Origin of the sequence: uncultured Albimonas sp., assembly GCF_963977235.1 — a bacterium.
Taxonomy (GTDB): Bacteria; Pseudomonadota; Alphaproteobacteria; order Rhodobacterales; family Rhodobacteraceae; genus Albimonas.
The window spans coordinates 18,272-34,078 of record NZ_CAXBOD010000040.1; the positions used below are offsets into that span (position 1 = coordinate 18,272).

The 15,807-nt window shown below is 71.6% G+C and carries 16 protein-coding genes; 10 read left to right on the forward strand and 6 right to left on the reverse strand.

The genetic code is table 11. From position 1 onward, the window contains the following. The first annotated feature begins 80 nt into the window (after positions 1-80). Both lipA and AAC134_RS16475 read left to right on the forward strand, forming a co-directional pair. Positions 81-1,088 (forward strand): lipoyl synthase, encoded by a 1,008-nt coding sequence (gene lipA, locus AAC134_RS16470; protein WP_339950211.1) that lies wholly within the window; start codon positions 81-83, stop codon positions 1,086-1,088. Between the two features lie 181 nt (positions 1,089-1,269). Then, positions 1,270-2,478, forward strand: coding sequence for a leishmanolysin-related zinc metalloendopeptidase (locus tag AAC134_RS16475; protein ID WP_339950212.1), 1,209 nt, complete (start codon positions 1,270-1,272; stop codon positions 2,476-2,478). A gap of 162 nt (positions 2,479-2,640) precedes the next feature. Here the strand turns inward: AAC134_RS16475 and AAC134_RS16480 are convergent, their stop codons facing one another. Together AAC134_RS16480 and ubiA are read right to left on the reverse strand one after the other, a co-directional pair. Next, on the reverse strand, positions 2,641-3,927 hold the full coding sequence (locus AAC134_RS16480) for a CAP domain-containing protein (RefSeq protein ID WP_339950213.1): 1,287 nt from the start codon (positions 3,925-3,927) through the stop codon (positions 2,641-2,643). A gap of 98 nt (positions 3,928-4,025) precedes the next feature. Next, positions 4,026-5,015, reverse strand: coding sequence for a 4-hydroxybenzoate octaprenyltransferase (gene ubiA, locus AAC134_RS16485; protein ID WP_339950214.1), 990 nt, complete (start codon positions 5,013-5,015; stop codon positions 4,026-4,028). A gap of 10 nt (positions 5,016-5,025) precedes the next feature. Between ubiA and AAC134_RS16490 the strand changes: the two genes are divergently transcribed. The 3 genes from AAC134_RS16490 to AAC134_RS16500 all read left to right on the forward strand — a co-directional run bounded on the left by AAC134_RS16490 (position 5,026) and on the right by AAC134_RS16500 (position 7,858). Beyond that, a complete protein-coding gene (locus AAC134_RS16490; protein ID WP_339950215.1) occupies positions 5,026-5,802 on the forward strand; it encodes a 16S rRNA (uracil(1498)-N(3))-methyltransferase in 777 nt (258 codons plus the stop codon). Next, entirely contained in the window at positions 5,799-6,380 is a 582-nt protein-coding gene (locus AAC134_RS16495) for a hypothetical protein (RefSeq protein ID WP_339950216.1), read from the forward strand. Before AAC134_RS16490 ends, AAC134_RS16495 begins: the two co-directional genes overlap by 4 nt. A gap of 92 nt (positions 6,381-6,472) precedes the next feature. Beyond that, positions 6,473-7,858, forward strand: a complete 1,386-nt coding sequence (locus tag AAC134_RS16500; RefSeq protein ID WP_339950217.1) for a glutamate--cysteine ligase — start codon at positions 6,473-6,475, stop codon at positions 7,856-7,858. 49 nt (positions 7,859-7,907) lie between these two features. Here AAC134_RS16500 and AAC134_RS16505 read toward each other — a convergent pair whose 3' ends face one another. From AAC134_RS16505 to tldD, 4 genes are all read right to left on the reverse strand, one after another. After that, positions 7,908-8,360 carry a hypothetical protein gene (locus AAC134_RS16505; RefSeq protein WP_339950218.1) on the reverse strand — a complete coding sequence of 151 codons (453 nt, stop codon included), beginning with the start codon at positions 8,358-8,360 and terminating at the stop codon, positions 7,908-7,910. Positions 8,361-8,402: 42 nt separating this feature from the next. Then, a complete protein-coding gene (locus tag AAC134_RS16510) occupies positions 8,403-8,879 on the reverse strand; it encodes a hypothetical protein (RefSeq protein ID WP_339950219.1) in 477 nt (158 codons plus the stop codon). A 213-nt stretch (positions 8,880-9,092) separates the two neighbouring features. Beyond that, positions 9,093-9,965, reverse strand: a complete 873-nt coding sequence (locus AAC134_RS16515; protein ID WP_339950220.1) for a calcium-binding protein — start codon at positions 9,963-9,965, stop codon at positions 9,093-9,095. A 312-nt stretch (positions 9,966-10,277) separates the two neighbouring features. Beyond that, on the reverse strand, positions 10,278-11,711 hold the full coding sequence (gene tldD, locus AAC134_RS16520; RefSeq protein WP_339950221.1) for a metalloprotease TldD: 1,434 nt from the start codon (positions 11,709-11,711) through the stop codon (positions 10,278-10,280). Positions 11,712-11,957: 246 nt separating this feature from the next. Between tldD and coxB the strand changes: the two genes are divergently transcribed. The 5 genes from coxB to AAC134_RS16545 all read left to right on the forward strand — a co-directional run bounded on the left by coxB (position 11,958) and on the right by AAC134_RS16545 (position 15,708). Further along, complete coding sequence (gene coxB / locus AAC134_RS16525; protein WP_339950222.1) at positions 11,958-12,866, forward strand: cytochrome c oxidase subunit II; 909 nt, start codon at positions 11,958-11,960, stop codon at positions 12,864-12,866. A 228-nt stretch (positions 12,867-13,094) separates the two neighbouring features. Beyond that, positions 13,095-14,069, forward strand: a complete 975-nt coding sequence (locus AAC134_RS16530) for a heme o synthase (protein ID WP_339950223.1) — start codon at positions 13,095-13,097, stop codon at positions 14,067-14,069. A gap of 18 nt (positions 14,070-14,087) precedes the next feature. Then, positions 14,088-14,240 (forward strand): hypothetical protein, encoded by a 153-nt coding sequence (locus AAC134_RS16535; RefSeq protein WP_339950224.1) that lies wholly within the window; start codon positions 14,088-14,090, stop codon positions 14,238-14,240. Between the two features lies 1 nt (position 14,241). Beyond that, entirely contained in the window at positions 14,242-14,856 is a 615-nt protein-coding gene (locus AAC134_RS16540) for a cytochrome c oxidase assembly protein (RefSeq protein ID WP_339950225.1), read from the forward strand. A 51-nt stretch (positions 14,857-14,907) separates the two neighbouring features. Next, the gene (locus AAC134_RS16545; RefSeq protein WP_339950226.1) at positions 14,908-15,708 is read left to right on the forward strand and encodes a cytochrome c oxidase subunit 3; all 801 of its coding nucleotides are present in this window, start codon (positions 14,908-14,910) and stop codon (positions 15,706-15,708) included. Positions 15,709-15,807 lie beyond the last annotated feature (99 nt).

Genomic DNA, 15,807 nt, shown 5'->3' on the forward strand with positions numbered 1-15,807 from the left:
GGCTTCGCCTGCCGCCGGCCGGTTCGGCTTTGCATGCCGGGGCGAAGCATATTAGGTGACGTTGAGATAGGAGGGCCGCCATGCCTGCCGAGATCACTCCCCCCGACGTCCCTGCGCCTCAGGCCTTGCGCCCGGTTCGCCCGCGCGATCTGAAGGACCGCGCCCAGCGTCACCCCGAGAAGCAGGGCCGCGAGGATGCGCCGGTCCTGCGCAAGCCCTCGTGGATCCGGGTGAAGGCCCCCGGCGGCCAGGGCTACGAGGAGACGCGGCGCATCGTGAAGGAGCACCGCCTCGCCACCGTCTGCGAGGAGGCCGGCTGCCCCAACGTCGGCGAGTGCTGGTCCCAGGGCCACGCCACCATGATGATCATGGGCGAGATCTGCACCCGCGGCTGCACGTTCTGCAACGTCGCCACCGGCCGCCCCGAGGCGCTGGACGCCTTCGAGCCCGCCCGCGTCGCCGACGCCGTGGCGAAGCTGGGCCTGAACCACGTGGTGATCACCTCCGTGGACCGCGACGACCTCGCGGACGGCGGCGCCGAGCATTTCGCCCGCACCATCCGCGCCCTGCGCCGCAAGGCGCCCGAGACGACCATCGAGATCCTGACCCCCGACTTCCTGAAATGCGGCCCCGAGGCGCTGGAGCAGGTGGTCGAGGCGCGTCCCGACGTCTTCAACCACAACCTCGAGACGGTCCCCGGCCTCTACCCCCAGGTGCGGCCCGGCGCGCGCTACTTCCACTCCCTGCGCCTGCTGCAGCGGGTGAAGGAGCTGGACTCGACGATCTTCACCAAGTCCGGGATCATGGTGGGGCTGGGCGAGGAGCGGGCGGCGGTGCACCAGGTGATGGACGACATGCGCTCGGCCGACGTGGATTTCCTGACCGTGGGCCAGTATCTCCAGCCCACCCGCAAGCACCACGCGGTCGCGGCCTTCATCGAGCCCTCGGAATTCGCGGCCTATGAGCGGGCGGCCTGGGGCAAGGGCTTCCTGATGGTCTCGGCCACCCCCCTGACCCGGTCGAGCTACCACGCCGGCGAGGATTTCGCCCGCCTGCGCGAGGCGCGGCTGAGGGCGGTCGGGCGCTGAGTCCGCCGCCCGCACAAGGGCGGTCACGGGGGGACGGCGGGCGCCGCAGGGCGGCGACGGCGACGGCCCAAGGTTTATTCTGTTTACCAGAATGAAACCATGGTTCACATTGACGTCATCGAATGTGCACGGTCTATTCCGCCATGTGAATCGCGTGCCCCTTCCCGTGACGGAGACCCCGATGCGTAACCGCGTGACCGACGCCTGGACCGACAGGCTGCCCGAAGACGTGCTCGACGCGCTGAGCGACCGGCAGGAGCGCAAGCTCGACCGCCTGGCCGAGTCAGGCAAGCACGAGAAACTCCTCAAGAAATTCGAGAAGATGCTGGATCGGCTCGGGGTCGACTTCGACACCGACGACCTTGGCCTCGACACGCAGGGCGACGAGGGCGGCGCGCTGGCCAGGGGCGGCAAGAAGGGCGGAACGGGCGGCGGCTCGACCGATGGCGGGACCCCGGACGGGGGAACCTCCGAGGGCGGCTCTGGCCCCGGCAAGGGCGGCGGCAAGGGCAAGAAGGGCGACAACGGAGGCGACTCCGGCGGCGACACGGGCGGCGACACCGGAGGGGATACGGGCGGCGACACCGGCGGCGACACGGGCGGCACCGGCGGCGACACGGGCGGCGCCGACGGCCCCTACAACACCGCCGACGCCTCGGGGCTCTATTCCAGTTATGTCTCGGGCAAGGGCGATCTGGGCGTCGCCAGCGCCTACAACGTCGAGCTGGCCTTCAACGGCGCCTGGACCGTCGCGCAGCAGAGCGCGCTGGTGCAGGCCGCCGAGATGATCTCGACGCTGGTGACCGGCGACGTGGCCGACTACGGCGCGGTGGACGACCTGCGGATCTCGGTCTCGACCTACGCGATCGACGGCGCCTACGGCACGGTCGCCCGCGCGGCGGTGAGCGGCGCGCGCGCCGCCGACGACATCCCGTGGAGCGGCTGGGTCCAGTTCGACCTCGGCGACATCGACCGGCTGCTCAGCGCCGGCACGCTCGACGACGTGGCCTTCCACGAGATGCTGCACGTGATGGGCTTCGGCCCGCAGTGGGACGACATGGGCCTGGTCTCGACCGTGAACGGCGAGCTGCGCTTCACCGGCGCCAACGCCACCCTCGCCTGGCAGGCGGAGTTCGCGGGTCCGGCCAGCGTCGACCCCGACGCCGGCGCCGGCGTGCCGATCGAGATGGACGGCGGCGCGGGCACCGCGGGCGCGCACTGGGACGAGATGACCTTCCGCAAGGAGATCATGACCGGCTACGTCAACGCCGACAACTACATCTCGGCGACCAGCGTCGCGGCGCTCGAGGACATGGGCTACGACACCCTCTTCGACGCCGCCGATCCGCTGGCCCCGGTGCCGCAGCTCGACGAGCTTCTGGTCGCCTGACACGGACATCGCGATGACGAGACGCGGCCGCCCGGCAAGACCGGGCGGCCGTGTCCGTTCCGGCGGGGCCGGGAGACCCGCGGACGGGCGCGTCGGACGAGGCGCGCAACGGCGAAGGCCCCGAGCGGGACCCGGGGCCTTGCGCGGCGGGCGTGGCGGGCCTCAGGCCAGCAGCAGGTCGTCGAGCTCGATGCGGCCGGCGGCGTCCTCGATCTCGACCACCGTGCCGGGCAGGCGCAGCACAGCGTCGCCGTTCCGGGACGAGATCGACGCGTCCGACAGCGTCAGGTCCCCGGCCAGCGCGATCGCGTCGCCCTTGCCCCAGTCGAGCACCCGGTCGTGGCCGTCGTCGGCGCGGAACACGAACGTGTCGGCCCCCCGCCCGCCCTTGAGCAGGTCGTCGCCGTTCCCGCCCTCGAGCCGGTCGCGCCCGGCGCCGCCGAACAGGCGGTCGTTCCCGCCCTCGCCGTCGAGCGTGTTGCGCCCGGCGTTGCCCTCGAGCCGGTCGCGGCCGCCCTTGCCCGAGAGGTCGACGTCCCCGACGCCCAGCGCGATCGCCCCGGCGCCGCCCTTCTTCAGGTCGAGGTCGGCGCTGGTCGCCAGCATCTTGCGGTCGACGAGGTCGAGCTTGGCGTTCTCGCGCCCCACCGCGACCGAGAGCGTGATGCGGCCCTTCACCGCCGAGCCGGAGAGGGTCAGGTCGGCCACGCCCTCGCCGACCTCGAGCGTCCAGCCGCCGGCCCTGGCCGAGGCGTCGCGGCCCCGCCCCTCGGCGGCGACGGTCAGGCCCTTCATCCCCTCGCCCATCGAATAGGCCCCGTCGCCGTCGCGGTCGCGATAGGCGACGCCCAGCAGGAACGGCCCCGCGTCGGAGCGGGAGGCGAAGTTCTGGGTGACGATGAACGGCCCGGCGGAGGCGGAGGCGTCGTCCTGGCGCACCGTGCCGACGCCCACCTCGGAAAAGCTGGCGTAGGCGAGGTTCACGCGGTGGCCCCGCCCCTCCTGCATGCCGCCGGCGCCGAGGCCCCAGTCGACCACGAAGGCCTCATGCGCGTGGCGGCCGGATTCGGCGTAGGAGAACACGTTCTCGCCCGCGCGCAGGGGATCGTAGCCCGCGTCGCGGATCCGCTCGCCCAGCGGCGCCTCGCCCCGCGAGTTGACCTGGTGGGACTGGGTGTCGGCCTTGCGCAGCACCTGGCTGTGGCCGGTCGCCGCCGCGGCCAGCCGGCCGTTCCAGGCGAGCGGCTGGGCGGGGGAGAGGTCGTCAAGCTCCCGCGCCAGGGTCTTGAGGTCGACGCCGAACCAGCGCAGGGCGGCGGTGACGTCGGCGTCATATGCGCTGCTCGACCCCGCGTTGGCGACGATGCGGTCGTATTCCCCGCCCGGATCGAGACGGAATCGGTTGATCAGTTCGACCATGTGCTGGTCGAAGGCGTTGGCGGCTGCCATGGCCCCGGTCCCCTTTGCTTGCTCCGGGGGGGACCCTAGGGCGGACGGATTTACGCCCGGTTTCTCAATGCTTTCCGAAAGGTTTCCGCGGGGCCCGGTCAGGCCAGGGCGGCGGCGGCGAAGCCGAGCGCCATCAGCAGGCCGGCGTTGCGGTTGTCGCGGAACAGCCGCAGGCAGACGCCGCCGTCGGTGCGGTCGAAGCGGCGAAGCTGCCAGTGCAGGCGCAGGGCGAAGGCCCAGACGCCGGCGATCGCAAGGCCCATCGCAAGCCCCCCCGACCAGGCCGTCGCCAGCACCGCGGCGGCAAGCGAGAGCAGCGAGGCGGCCACCAGGAAGCCGAGCAGCCAGCGGCCGGTCGACTCGGCGAACAGGCGGGCGGTGGACTTGACCCCGATCAGGGCGTCGTCCTCGGCGTCGCAGCAGGCGTAGATCGTGTCGTAGAACAGCGTCCAGGCGATGCCCGCCAGATACAGCAGCACCGCCGGCCAGCCGAGGGCGCCCGTGTGCGCCGTCCAGGCCAGCAGCGCCCCCCAGTTGAAGGCCAGCCCCAGGAACACCTGCGGCCACCAGGTCACGCGCTTCATGAACGGGTAGACGCACACCGGCGCCAGCGAGATCACGCCCAGCAGGATCGCGGCCGGGTGCAGGGTCAGCAGAAGCAGCAGCCCGATCAGCGCCTGCACGACCATCCAGGCCAGCGCCTGCTTCACGGTGACGCGGCCCGAGGGCAGGGGGCGCGAGCGGGTGCGCGCCACGCCGCCGTCGATGTCGCGGTCGGTGATGTCGTTCCAGGTGCAGCCGGCGCCGCGCATCAGGAACGCCCCCACCGCGCAAACCCCTGCGATCCAGAGGTCTTCCAGCCGTCCGCCGGCGGGATCGGCGGCCACGGCCAGCGCCAGGCCCCACCAGCAGGGGATCAGCAGCAGCCAGGTCCCCGCGGGCCGGTCTGCCCGGCTGAGGCGCAGGAACGGTCGGCTCCGCTCCGGCGCGAAGCGGTCCACCCAGTTGCGATCGGTCGAATCGGAAACTCGACCGTCGGGCGCGGGCGGGGTATCCCATGGGGCGGAGGATTGGTCGGGCGCGTTCATGAGAGGGCTTATGCCAGATAAGGCGGCCAAGGTCAGGCTTTGCGTGCCGGACGATCTGTCGCCCGGCACGGTGGTCTCGCCGTCGCGGGAGCAGGCCCACTACCTGTTCAACGTCATGCGGCTGGCGCCCGGCGACTCGCTGCTGCTGTTCAACGGGCGCGACGGCGAATGGCGCGCCGAGGTGGCCGAGGCGACCCGCAAGGGCGGGGCGCTGGCCTGCGTCGAGCGCACGCGCGAACAGACCCGCCCGCACGACCTGCTGCTGCTGTTCGCCCCGGTGAAGAAGGCGCGCACCGACTTCATCGTCGAAAAGGCCTGCGAACTGGGCTGCGCCGCCCTGCGTCCGGTGTTCACCCGGCGCACCAACGCCGAGCGCCTGCGCACCGACCGGCTGCGCGCGCACATGATCGAGGCCGCCGAGCAGTGCGGCTTTCTCACCATCCCCGAGCTGCAGCCGCCCGAGCGCCTTGACCGGGTGCTGGACGCCTGGGATCCCTCGCGGCGGCTGATGTTCTGCGACGAGCGGCGCAACGCCCCTCCCGCGGCGAAGGCGCTGGCCGGGCTGGCGCCGCCGCCGGGGGCGCCGATCGATCCCTGGGCGGTGCTGATCGGCCCCGAGGGGGGCTTCGACGAGACGGAAGCGGCCCGGCTGCGCGCCGCGCCGCAGGTGAAGGCGGTCTCGCTTGGGCCGCGTGTGTTGCGTGCAGACACGGCGGCCGTCGCGGCGCTGACCGTGTGGCAGACCGTTCTGGGCGACTGGAGCGGCATCGAAGGGACGATGGGATGAGCGGGGGCATGGGGGGGACCTGGCCGGGACCGGGATCGGGATCGGGCGGCGGCATGGCGGCGCTGTCCCGCTGGGCCGAGACGCTGATCGCGGTCGCCGTGGCCGTGACGCTGCTGTCGGTCGGGGTCAACGCCGGCCTGAACGGCGGCTGGCTCGGCTGGGGCGTCGCGGCGCTGGGCGTGCCAGCCACCGGCTGGGCGGCGCTCGCCTGGAGCCGGGGGCGCATGAAGGGCGACGGCGAGGGCCCCGGCGTGGTCGAGGTCGCCGAGGGCCGCATCGCCTATCTCGCCCCCGAGGGCCACGACCAGTTCTGGGGCGGCGTGGTGCGCGTTGAGGAACTGTGGACCGTCGAGGCGGTGCTGCTCAAGCGCAACGCCGGCCTCGCCTGGCGGCTGCGGCCGGTGGACGGATTGCCGGTGGTGATCGCGCTCGGCGCGACCGGCGCGGACCAGATCCCCGAGGCGCTGGCGGGGCTGCCGGGCTTCTCGGTGATGCGCGCCTCCAAGGCCTTCGAGCACAGCGGGCTGGGGGTGCGTCCGATCTGGCGGCGCTCGGTCCACGGGCGGGGCTTGATCTGAGCGGACCGAACGGGGTTGCCCCCTCCGGCGACGCCTTCTAAGTCTGCCGGTGGCCGCCGGTTCGCGCGGCGAAGACGGCGCCGGGAGCGGGCATGTCGATACCTCAGAGCGGCGGCGGCCCGATCGAACGACGCGAGCAGCTGGCCGAATATCTCGCGTCGGGCTGCAAGCCCCCCGAAGACTGGCGCATCGGGACCGAGCACGAGAAGTTCGGCTATGTGCGCGGCAGCCATGCGCCGCTGCCCTACGAGACGCCCAAGGACGGGCCCCCCGCCTCGGTCCGCGCCATGCTCGAGGGCCTGCGCGACCGCTTCGGCTGGGACCCGGTCGAGGAATCGGGCCACCTGATCGGCCTGACCCGCGACGGCGCCAACGTCAGCCTTGAACCCGGCGGGCAGCTCGAGCTGTCGGGCGCGCCGCTCGAGACGCTGCACCAGACCTGCGACGAGTCGAACCGCCACCTCGCCGAGGTGAAGGAGATCGCCGACGAGATCGGCGCCGGCTTCATCGGCCTGGGCGCCGCGCCCGAGTGGCGCCACGACGAGATGCCGATGATGCCCAAGGGGCGCTATCGGCTGATGACCGGCTACATGCAGTCGATCGGCCCCTGGGGCACGCAGATGATGTACCGGACCTGCACGATCCAGGTGAACCTCGACTTCGGCTCCGAGGCCGACATGGTCCAGAAGCTGCGCGTGGGCCTGGCGCTGCAGCCGGTGGCCACCGCGCTGTTTGCGAACTCGCCCTTCTTCGAGGGCAAGATCAACGGCCAGAAGTCCTGGCGCTCGCGCATCTGGCAGGATCTGGACGACCAGCGAACCGGCATGCTGCCCTTCGTCTTCGAGGACGGGATGGGGTTCGAGCGCTGGGCGGACTACGCGCTCGACGTGCCGATGTACTTCGTCTACCGCGACGGCAAGTATATCGACGCGCTGGGGCAGAGCTTTCGCGACTTCATCGACGGCAAGCTGCCGGCGCTGCCCGGAGAGACGCCCACCCTGTCGGACTGGGCCGACCACCTGACCACCGCCTTCCCCGAGGCCCGCATCAAGAAGTTCATCGAGATGCGCGGCGCCGACGGCGGGCCGTGGCGGCGGATCTGCGCGCTGCCGGCGCTGTGGGTGGGGCTGATGTACGACCAGGGCGCGCTCGACGCCGCCTGGGACCTCGCCAAGGACTGGACCGCCGAGGAGCGCGAGGCCCTGCGCCGCGACGCCGCCCGGCGCGGGCTGGAGGCCGAGATCCGCGGCCGCTCGATGCGCGATCTGGCGGGCGAGGCGCTGGACATCGCGCAGGCCGGCCTGAAGGCCCGCGCGCGCGCCGGGGCCGGCGGGCTGATCCCCGACGAGACCCACTTCCTCGACGCCCTGCGCGAGACGGTCGACAGCGGCCAGACTCCGGCCGACGAGCTGCTGGCCCGCTATCACGGCGACTGGAACGGCGACCTCTCGAAGGTCTACGGCGAATACAGCTACTGACCCGCGGCGCGGCCCCGTGGGGCCGCGCCTGCGCCGGGCCGGGGGGGCTTCAGGCGGGCGGCGCGGGCAGTTCGCGCACGCCCGCGATCCAGCGCACGATCAGCAGGCTGGCCGCGCCCATGCCGCCCAGGATCAGCGGCTGGGCGAGGGTGAGGGGCACGCCGAACACGAGGCTGGTGACGCCCGCGAACAGCATCCCCCCGACGATCCCGGCCAGCGCGAAGGCGATCGCCGTGCGCCGGCGGGCGAGCCACAGCCCCAGCACCGCCAGCAGCCCGAAGGTCAGCGAGAACACCACGAAGGCCGACAGCGCGGTCAGCGCCACGTTGGCCGCGGCCTGGTTGACGGTGGCCGCATCGGGCAGGGTCATGCCCGCGACCACCCAGGCCAGCGGCGCCGTGATCGCCCCGATCAGGAGCGGCGCGATCGCCAGCCCCGCCGCCAGCCGCAGCACGGGGCGTTTCGCCTCCGCCGGCCACCAGTCCCGTCCCAGGTTCGCCATTCGCCCTCCGTCCGCTCCGCGATCGCTCGGATCGGCGGGAGACTAGGGCGCATCCGCGGCGGGGGCCACCCCGCGCCGGACGATGCGCAGCCGCAGGCGCCGGGAGACGGCGACGCAGGTCGCGGTCCAGATCGCGCCCAGCGTCACCGGCACGAAGAGGACCAGGGCCCAGCCCACGACCTCGGACCCGATGCCCGGCCAGGCGAGCCCGCCGTTGGCCGCGGCGCCGGCGATCAGCGACAGGCCCGGAAAGCTCGCGATCCAGATCGCAAGGCCGCCCAGCAGCGACGAGCGCAGCCCCGCCAGCCGGGCCGCGGCCAGCGCCAGCGCCAGCGCCGGCCCCAGCACGACCCACAGCGACAGCGCCGCGCCCAGGGCGGAGAAGGCCAGGTGCACGTCCCAGCGCCCGACGCCGGTCAGGCCGGCCAGCGGCGGCTGCGCCGGCGCGTAGACCATGGCCGCAAGCCCGCCCAGCGGCGCGAAGGGGAACAGCGCGGCAAAGACCAGCCCGCCCGCCACGCCGGGCGCGAAGGCGCGCGGGCGCGGGGCCGCGCCGGTCCGGGCGGAACGCCGAGGTCTCAGGATCGCGGCCTCGCGCGGCGGGGCGTGTCGGGGAAGGTCATGGCCGGTCTCCTGCGCCGCGTCGGCGATTGGCGCGAGGCTACGGCGCCAGGCGGGCCGCCGCCAGACCCGGCCCCGCGGGCGCGGGACCGGTCGGCGGCGGGGCCGCGCTCAGAGCAGGACGTCGGAGGCGTTGAAGTCCGAGGAGTCGACGCCCGCCAGCAGGATCGAGCCGCCCTTGAGGTCGAACTCCAGCCCGGCCTTGGTGTCCTCGGCCGCCTTCATCAGCTTGTTGAAGGAGGCCGGCGCGCCGGTCTTGCGCAGGTCGAGCATGTCGCCCGCGCCGAAGTCCTTCACCACATCGTCGCCGAAGCTCTTGACGAAGCGGAACTTGTCGGCGCCCGCGCCGCCCCACAGGGCGTCGTTCGAGGCGCCGCCGTCGAGCAGGTCGTTGTCGTCCCCGCCCCACAGCTTGTCGCGGCCGGCCTGGCCGAACAGCTTGTCGCGGCCCTCCTCGCCCCAGAGCTGGTCGTTGCCGTCGCCGCCCTTGAGCTTGTCGTTGCCCAGGCCGCCGGCGACCTTGTCCTTGCCGCCGCGCAGGTCGAAGACGTCGTTGCCCTCGAAGTCGATCGGATAATTGTCCGAGCTGCGCTGCCCGGGCTTCACGACGTCGTTGACGTCATTGCCCGTGTAGTTCCAGGAGAAGTTCTTCAGGAAGTACTTCTCGAACGCGAAAACGTCGGACCCGGAGTCCTCGGCCTTGATCGCCGAGACCAGCGAGCGGACCGAGAAGTCTGCGTTCGAGATCGTCACCGCCAGCTTGCCGTCGACCGAGGTCTTCCAGGTGTCGACGGTCCCGGCGCCCTGGCCGTTGATGTTGATGCCCGAGCCGGTGAGAACCGTGACGGTGTTGTCGTAGCGGATCGTCACCTTGGAGGACGAGTTCTGGCTCCCGTCGCCCAGCAGGATGTTGCCGAGCTCCTCCATGAACTCCTGAAGGGTGATGTCCCACCCCTTGGCGTAACGCACCTTGACCTTGGCCATCGCCGTTCCCCACGACTCGATCTGAAAAAAACCGCTCAAATACGCAGCAATATCCGAGCTTCGCGCCCGGTTAGCAGGAAGCCGGACGATCGGGAAGCGTTCCGGGCGCCGTCAGGGCGCCTTGTGAAACGGTTTCACGCGCCTGTTGCGCCCGCGCCAGCCTTCCGGCGCGGGACGACGAGAGGGGCGTGGGCGGAGGGCGTCGAGACGCGCGCGGGCGCCCGCGCGGGAGGCGGGCGTCGGCCCGCGCGGGAGGGGGCGGGCGTCGGCCCGCGCGGGAGGGGGGCGCGTCGGCCCGCGCGGGCGGGGACGTCAGCCGGTCTGGGCGCCGCCCACGGTCAAGCCGCCGATCAGCAGGGTCGGCTGGCCGACGCCCACCGGCACCCACTGGCCGGCCTTGCCGCACATGCCCATGCCGGGGTCGAGCGCCATGTCGTTGCCCACCAGCCGGATCTTCTGCAGCGCGGTGGCCCCGTCGCCGATCAGCGTCGCGCCCTTCACCGGGTGCAGCACGCGGCCGTTCTTCACCCGGTAGGCCTCGGTGCAGGAGAACACGAACTTGCCGTTGGTGATGTCCACCTGGCCGCCGCCGAAGGCGACCGCGTGGATGCCGTCCTCGACGCCGGCCACCACCTCGTCGGGGGTGGCCTCGCCGCCGAGCATGATCGTGTTGGTCATCCGCGGCATCGGCGGGTGCGCGTAGGACTGGCGACGACCGTTGCCGGTGGGGTCGACGCCCATCAGGCGGGCGTTCTGGCGGTCCTGCATGTAGCCGACCAGGCGGCCGTCCTCGATCAGCACGTTGCGGGCCGAGGGCGTGCCCTCGTCGTCGATGGTGATCGAGCCGCGACGGTCGGGAATCGTGCCGTCGTCGACCACCGTCACCCCCGGCGCGGCGATCCGCTGGCCCATCAGCCCGGCGAAGGCGGAGGTCTTCTTCCTGTTGAAATCGCCCTCCAGACCGTGCCCGACCGCCTCGTGCAGCAGGATGCCGGGCCAGCCGGACGACAGCGCCACGTCCATCACGCCGGCCGGCGCGTCCTCGGCCTCGAGGTTGACCAGCGCCTGGCGGATCGCCTCGTCGACCAGGCGCCTGCCGTGGTCGGGGTCCATGACCGCCTCGACCCCGAAGCGGCCGCCGCCGCCGGCCGAGCCGCTCTCGCGGCGCCCGCCCGATTCGCAGATCACCGAGACGTTCATGCGCACCAGCGGGCGGACGTCGGCGACGCGCCGGCCTTCGGGGCGCAGGATCTCGATCTCCTGCATCGAGCAGGCTAACGATACCGTGACCTGCGCCACCTTGGGCTCCCGCGCGCGGGCGTAGGCGTCGAGCTCGGACAGCAGCGTCACGCGGGCCTGGAAATCGGGGCCCTCCAGCGGGTCGTCGTCGGAATAGAGACGGCGGTTGGTGGCCTGGGGCGGGGCGGCCGGCCCCGTGCCGCCGCCGTCGCGGGAGGCGAGGCGGCAGGTTTCCGCCGCGCGTTTCAGGGCGGCCGGGGAGAGCTCGGTCGAATGGGCGTAGCCCGCGGCCTCGCCGCAGACGGCGCGCAGGCCGAATCCCTCGCCGGCGTCGTAGCTGGCGGTGCGCAGGCGGCCGTCGTCGAAGGCCAGCGCCTCGGAGCGCCGACGCTCGAGATACAGCTCGCCGTCGTCGGCGCCTGCGACAGCCTCGCGCAGGATGGCGAGCGCTTCGGCCTCGTCGAGCGCGGTCTCGAACGGACGGAACGGGTCGCGGGACCGGGTCATGAAGGCTCCTTCGGACGGGGGACGGCCGGTTTCAGGCGAAACGGCGCAGGGCGGACCTAGACGGCTGACATACACGTGGCGCAATGCGCCGCATTGCTCAACCGTCTCGCATATGATCGTTTCCGCGGCGAAATTCACTAGCCTGAGGCGATGGGTCTGGCGTATGCCGCCCTCGCCATGCCAAGGATCCGGCGATCGCCGGAGCGGCCTTTCCCGGCCGCCGAAGAACAAGGGGGAAGATCGGACATGCGAGCTGGCAAGATGGCGTCGATCCTGTCCGTACTGGCGAGCGGCCTTGTCGCGGCGCCGGCGGCTCTGGCGCAGGACGCGGCCACCGTCATCGGCATTCCGCAGCCCGGCGGGATCGGATTCCAGCCGGCGGGGACCGAACTGGCCTCCGACCTGCACTGGCTGGACGGGTTCCTGCTGATCATCATCACGGTGATCGTGGTGTTCGTGACCGCGTTGATGGCGTTCGTCGCCTTCCGCTTCAGCGAGAAGGCCAACCCCACGCCCTCGACCTTCACCCACAACTCGGTGGTCGAGGTGGTGTGGACCGTGGTGCCGATCGTGATCCTGGTGGCGATCGCCATCCCCTCGCTGCAGCTGCTGAGCAAGCAGGTGACGATCCCCGAGGCGGACCTGACGATCAAGGCCACCGGCAACCAGTGGTACTGGTCCTACGAGTATCCCGATCCCGAGGGCGAGGCCGATTTCGCCTTCGACTCGATGATGGTGGGCTCGGGCTACAAGGACTACGACACCGCCGTGGCCAACGTCGGCGACGAGATGGCGGCGGCCGGCGTCAACCGCGACAACTATCGCCTGCAGACCAACACCTTCGTGGTGGTTCCGGTGGGCAAGGTGGTGCGGGTGCAGGTGACCGCCTCGGACGTGATCCACTCGTGGACCGTGCCCGCCTTCGGCGTGAAGATGGACGGCATCCCCGGCCGCCTGAACGAGATCTGGTTCCAGGTCGACGAGCCCGGCATCTACTACGGCCAGTGCTCGGAGCTGTGCGGCAAGGACCACGCCTACATGCCGATCTCGGTCAAGGCCGTCTCGGAGGCCGAGTACGAGACCTGGCTGGCGCAGGCCCAGGAGACCTATGCCGGCGTCGAGCGCAACGTCTCGGTCGCCTCGCTGAGCGAGTGAGCCGGACGGCGGACGGGGCCCCGCGCCCCGACCGCCCGCCAGACCCGGCCGCGGACCGGATCGCCGGACCGCGGCGCGGCCTTCCCCCGGCCTGTGACCGGGGGCGGGCCTGACCGGGACGCGGCGCGCGAGGGATCCCGCGCGGCGCCGACGCCCCGCCCAGACGAACGCCACCGCCGCCCCAGCGCCTTCCGCGGGGCGCGAGAGCCAGGACACCGACGCCGCCCCATGACCGACGCCTCGATCATCGACACGACCCGCGAACCGCTCTCCGGCCAGCCCAAGGAGCCGACGGTCCGCGACTACGTGCTGCTGCTCAAGCCGCGGGTGATGTCGCTGTCGATCTTCACCGCGCTGGTGGGGATGCTGTGCGCGCCGGCGCATGTGAACCCGGTGATCGGCTTCGCCGCGATCGTGTGCATCGCCGCCGGGGCCGGCGGCTCGGGCGCGCTGAACATGTGGTGGGACGCCGACATCGACGCCAAGATGCGCCGCACCGCCGGCCGCCCGATCCCCGACGGCCGCATGGCGAGCGGCGAGGCGCTGGCCTTCGGCCTGGCGCTGTCGGTCCTCTCGGTGATGATGCTGAGCGTGTTCGCCAACCCGCTGGCCGGCGGGCTGCTGGCCTTCACCATCTTCTTCTACGTCGTCGTCTACTCGATGTGGCTGAAGCGCTCGACGCCCCAGAACATCGTCATCGGCGGGCTCGCCGGCGCGCTGCCGCCGCTGGTCGGCTGGGCGGCGGCGACGGGCTCGGTCTCGGTCGCGCCGCTGCTGCTGGTCGGGCTGATCTTCATGTGGACCCCGCCGCATTTCTGGGCGCTGGCCCTGTTTGCGGAGACGGACTACGAGAAGGCCGACGTGCCGATGCTGCCCAACGTGGCCGGCGACGCGGCCACCCGTAAGCAGATCCTGATCTACGCGCTGCTGCTCGCCCCCGTGGCGATCGCCCCCGCCTTCACGGTGGTGGGCGGGCCGCTCTATCTGGCGGTGGCGCTGTTCTTCAACGCGCGCTTCGCGGCGGGGGCCTGGCGGCTCCGTCGGAGGGACGAGGCGCAGGCGAGCGCGGACAAGTACGGGGCGGAGAGGGCTTTCTTCAGGCTTTCCCTGCACTTCCTGTTCTGGTCCTTCGCCGCGTTGCTGGCCGAGGCCGCGCTGCGCGCCGGCTTGGGCGACTACGCCGCCGCCATGCACCTGTTCTGAGGGGAGAAAGGAAGTCCCATGATCCCCAAGGAGGAACACGAACTCCACCGCCGCCGCCGCGGGCGCAACTTCGCGCTCGGCGGGGCGCTGCTGGCCTTCGTGCTGCTGGTCTTCGCGGTCACCATCGTGAAGCTGGCCGAAGGCCAGGCCGGCGCGCTGCAGGGCTTCTGAGATGGGCGGCTGGTGGAAAGGCCTCGGCTCCCAGACGCGGACGGTGATCCGTCTGGTGTGCCTGCTCTCGGTGATGACCTCGCTGACGGTCGCCGCCGTCCCGTTCTATTCCTGGTTCTGCCGGGTGACGGGCTATGGCGGAGAGACCAACGTCTCGGCCGGCAACGACAAGGGCGTGCTCGAGCAGACCGTCAAGGTCCGCTTCGACGCCAACGTCGAGCGCGGCTTCCCCTGGAGCTTCAAGCCCGAGACCCGGGAAATGGAGATCAGGATCGGGGAGACCGGGCTTGCCTTCTACGAGGCGACCAACAACAGCGACCGCCCGATCGCCGGGCAGGCGTCCTACAACGTCGCGCCGTTCTCGGCGGGCTACTACTTCACCAAGATCGACTGCTTCTGCTTCACCTACCAGGTGCTGCAGCCGGGCGAGTCCATCATGATGCCGGTCACGTTCTTCGTGGACCCGGAGATCGTGGAGGATCGCGAGGCGAAGTATGTGCACACGATCACGCTGAGCTATACGTTCCATGAAACCGACGTCCAGGACGAGGACCGGATCACCGAGGCGACCGACGCCTCGGCGGTGCTGCCCAAGCCTGCCCAGGACGTCAACTGACGGCATCAGGACGGCGCGCGCCGGGACCGACATTCCGAGGGGAGACACGCCATGGCCCACGAGAAGAACCACGACTATCACATCCTGGCGCCCAGCCCGTGGCCCCTGCTGGGCGCGGTCGGCGCCTTCGTCATGCTGTTCGGCGGCGTCATGTGGATGCACGACGGCGGCCCCTGGCTGTTCCTGATCGGCTTCCTGGGCGTGCTCTACGTCATGTACGCCTGGTGGTCGGACGTCGTGGCCGAGAGCCGGGCCGGCGATCACACCCCCGTGGTGCAGCTGGGTCTGCGCTACGGCGTGATCATGTTCATCATCTCGGAGGTGATGTTCTTCGCCGCCTGGTTCTGGACCTTCTTCAAGCACGCGCTCTACCCCGGCGGGGCCGAGCAGGCGGCCGAGTTCCAGACCTGGCCGCCGGTCGGGATCGAGACCTTCGACCCCTGGCACCTGCCGCTGATCAACACGCTGATCCTGCTGCTGTCGGGCTGCTTCGCCACCTGGGCCCACCACGCGATCGTGCATGACAACGACCGCAAGACCATGGCGCAGGCCCTGATCGGCGCGGTGGCGCTGGGCGTGCTGTTCACCATCACGCAGGCCTACGAGTACAGCCACGCCACGTTCGCCTTCTCGGGCAACATCTACGGCGGCACCTTCTACATGGCGACCGGCTTCCACGGCCTGCACGTGATCATCGGCACCATCTTCCTGGCGGTGTGCATGCTGCGCGCCTTCGCCGGCCACTTCACCGCCGAGAAGCACATCGGCTACGAGGCCGCGGCCTGGTACTGGCACTTCGTCGACGTGGTCTGGCTGTTCCTGTTCGCCGCCGTCTACATCTGGGGCGCCTGAGCCGCAGGCTCGGCCCCGCCCCCCCTCGCCGCGACCCGCGCGCGACGATCCCGAAGGGGCGGCCTCGGCCGCCCCTTCCGCATTCCGGCCGCCCTCTCG

Bases quoted from the DNA above. Each gene is read 5' to 3' on its own strand.
- lipA (WP_339950211.1), top strand. From the start codon at position 81: ATGCCTGCCGAGATCACTCCCCCCGACGTCCCTGCGCCTCAGGCCTTG.
- AAC134_RS16475 (WP_339950212.1), top strand. From the start codon at position 1,270: ATGCGTAACCGCGTGACCGACGCCTGGACCGACAGGCTGCCCGAAGAC.
- AAC134_RS16480 (WP_339950213.1), bottom strand. From the start codon at position 3,927: ATGGCAGCCGCCAACGCCTTCGACCAGCACATGGTCGAACTGATCAAC.
- ubiA (WP_339950214.1), bottom strand. From the start codon at position 5,015: ATGAACGCGCCCGACCAATCCTCCGCCCCATGGGATACCCCGCCCGCG.
- AAC134_RS16490 (WP_339950215.1), top strand. From the start codon at position 5,026: ATGCCAGATAAGGCGGCCAAGGTCAGGCTTTGCGTGCCGGACGATCTG.
- AAC134_RS16495 (WP_339950216.1), top strand. From the start codon at position 5,799: ATGAGCGGGGGCATGGGGGGGACCTGGCCGGGACCGGGATCGGGATCG.
- AAC134_RS16500 (WP_339950217.1), top strand. From the start codon at position 6,473: ATGTCGATACCTCAGAGCGGCGGCGGCCCGATCGAACGACGCGAGCAG.
- AAC134_RS16505 (WP_339950218.1), bottom strand. From the start codon at position 8,360: ATGGCGAACCTGGGACGGGACTGGTGGCCGGCGGAGGCGAAACGCCCC.
- AAC134_RS16515 (WP_339950220.1), bottom strand. From the start codon at position 9,965: ATGGCCAAGGTCAAGGTGCGTTACGCCAAGGGGTGGGACATCACCCTT.
- tldD (WP_339950221.1), bottom strand. From the start codon at position 11,711: ATGACCCGGTCCCGCGACCCGTTCCGTCCGTTCGAGACCGCGCTCGAC.
- coxB (WP_339950222.1), top strand. From the start codon at position 11,958: ATGCGAGCTGGCAAGATGGCGTCGATCCTGTCCGTACTGGCGAGCGGC.
- AAC134_RS16530 (WP_339950223.1), top strand. From the start codon at position 13,095: ATGACCGACGCCTCGATCATCGACACGACCCGCGAACCGCTCTCCGGC.
- AAC134_RS16535 (WP_339950224.1), top strand. From the start codon at position 14,088: ATGATCCCCAAGGAGGAACACGAACTCCACCGCCGCCGCCGCGGGCGC.
- AAC134_RS16540 (WP_339950225.1), top strand. From the start codon at position 14,242: ATGGGCGGCTGGTGGAAAGGCCTCGGCTCCCAGACGCGGACGGTGATC.
- AAC134_RS16545 (WP_339950226.1), top strand. From the start codon at position 14,908: ATGGCCCACGAGAAGAACCACGACTATCACATCCTGGCGCCCAGCCCG.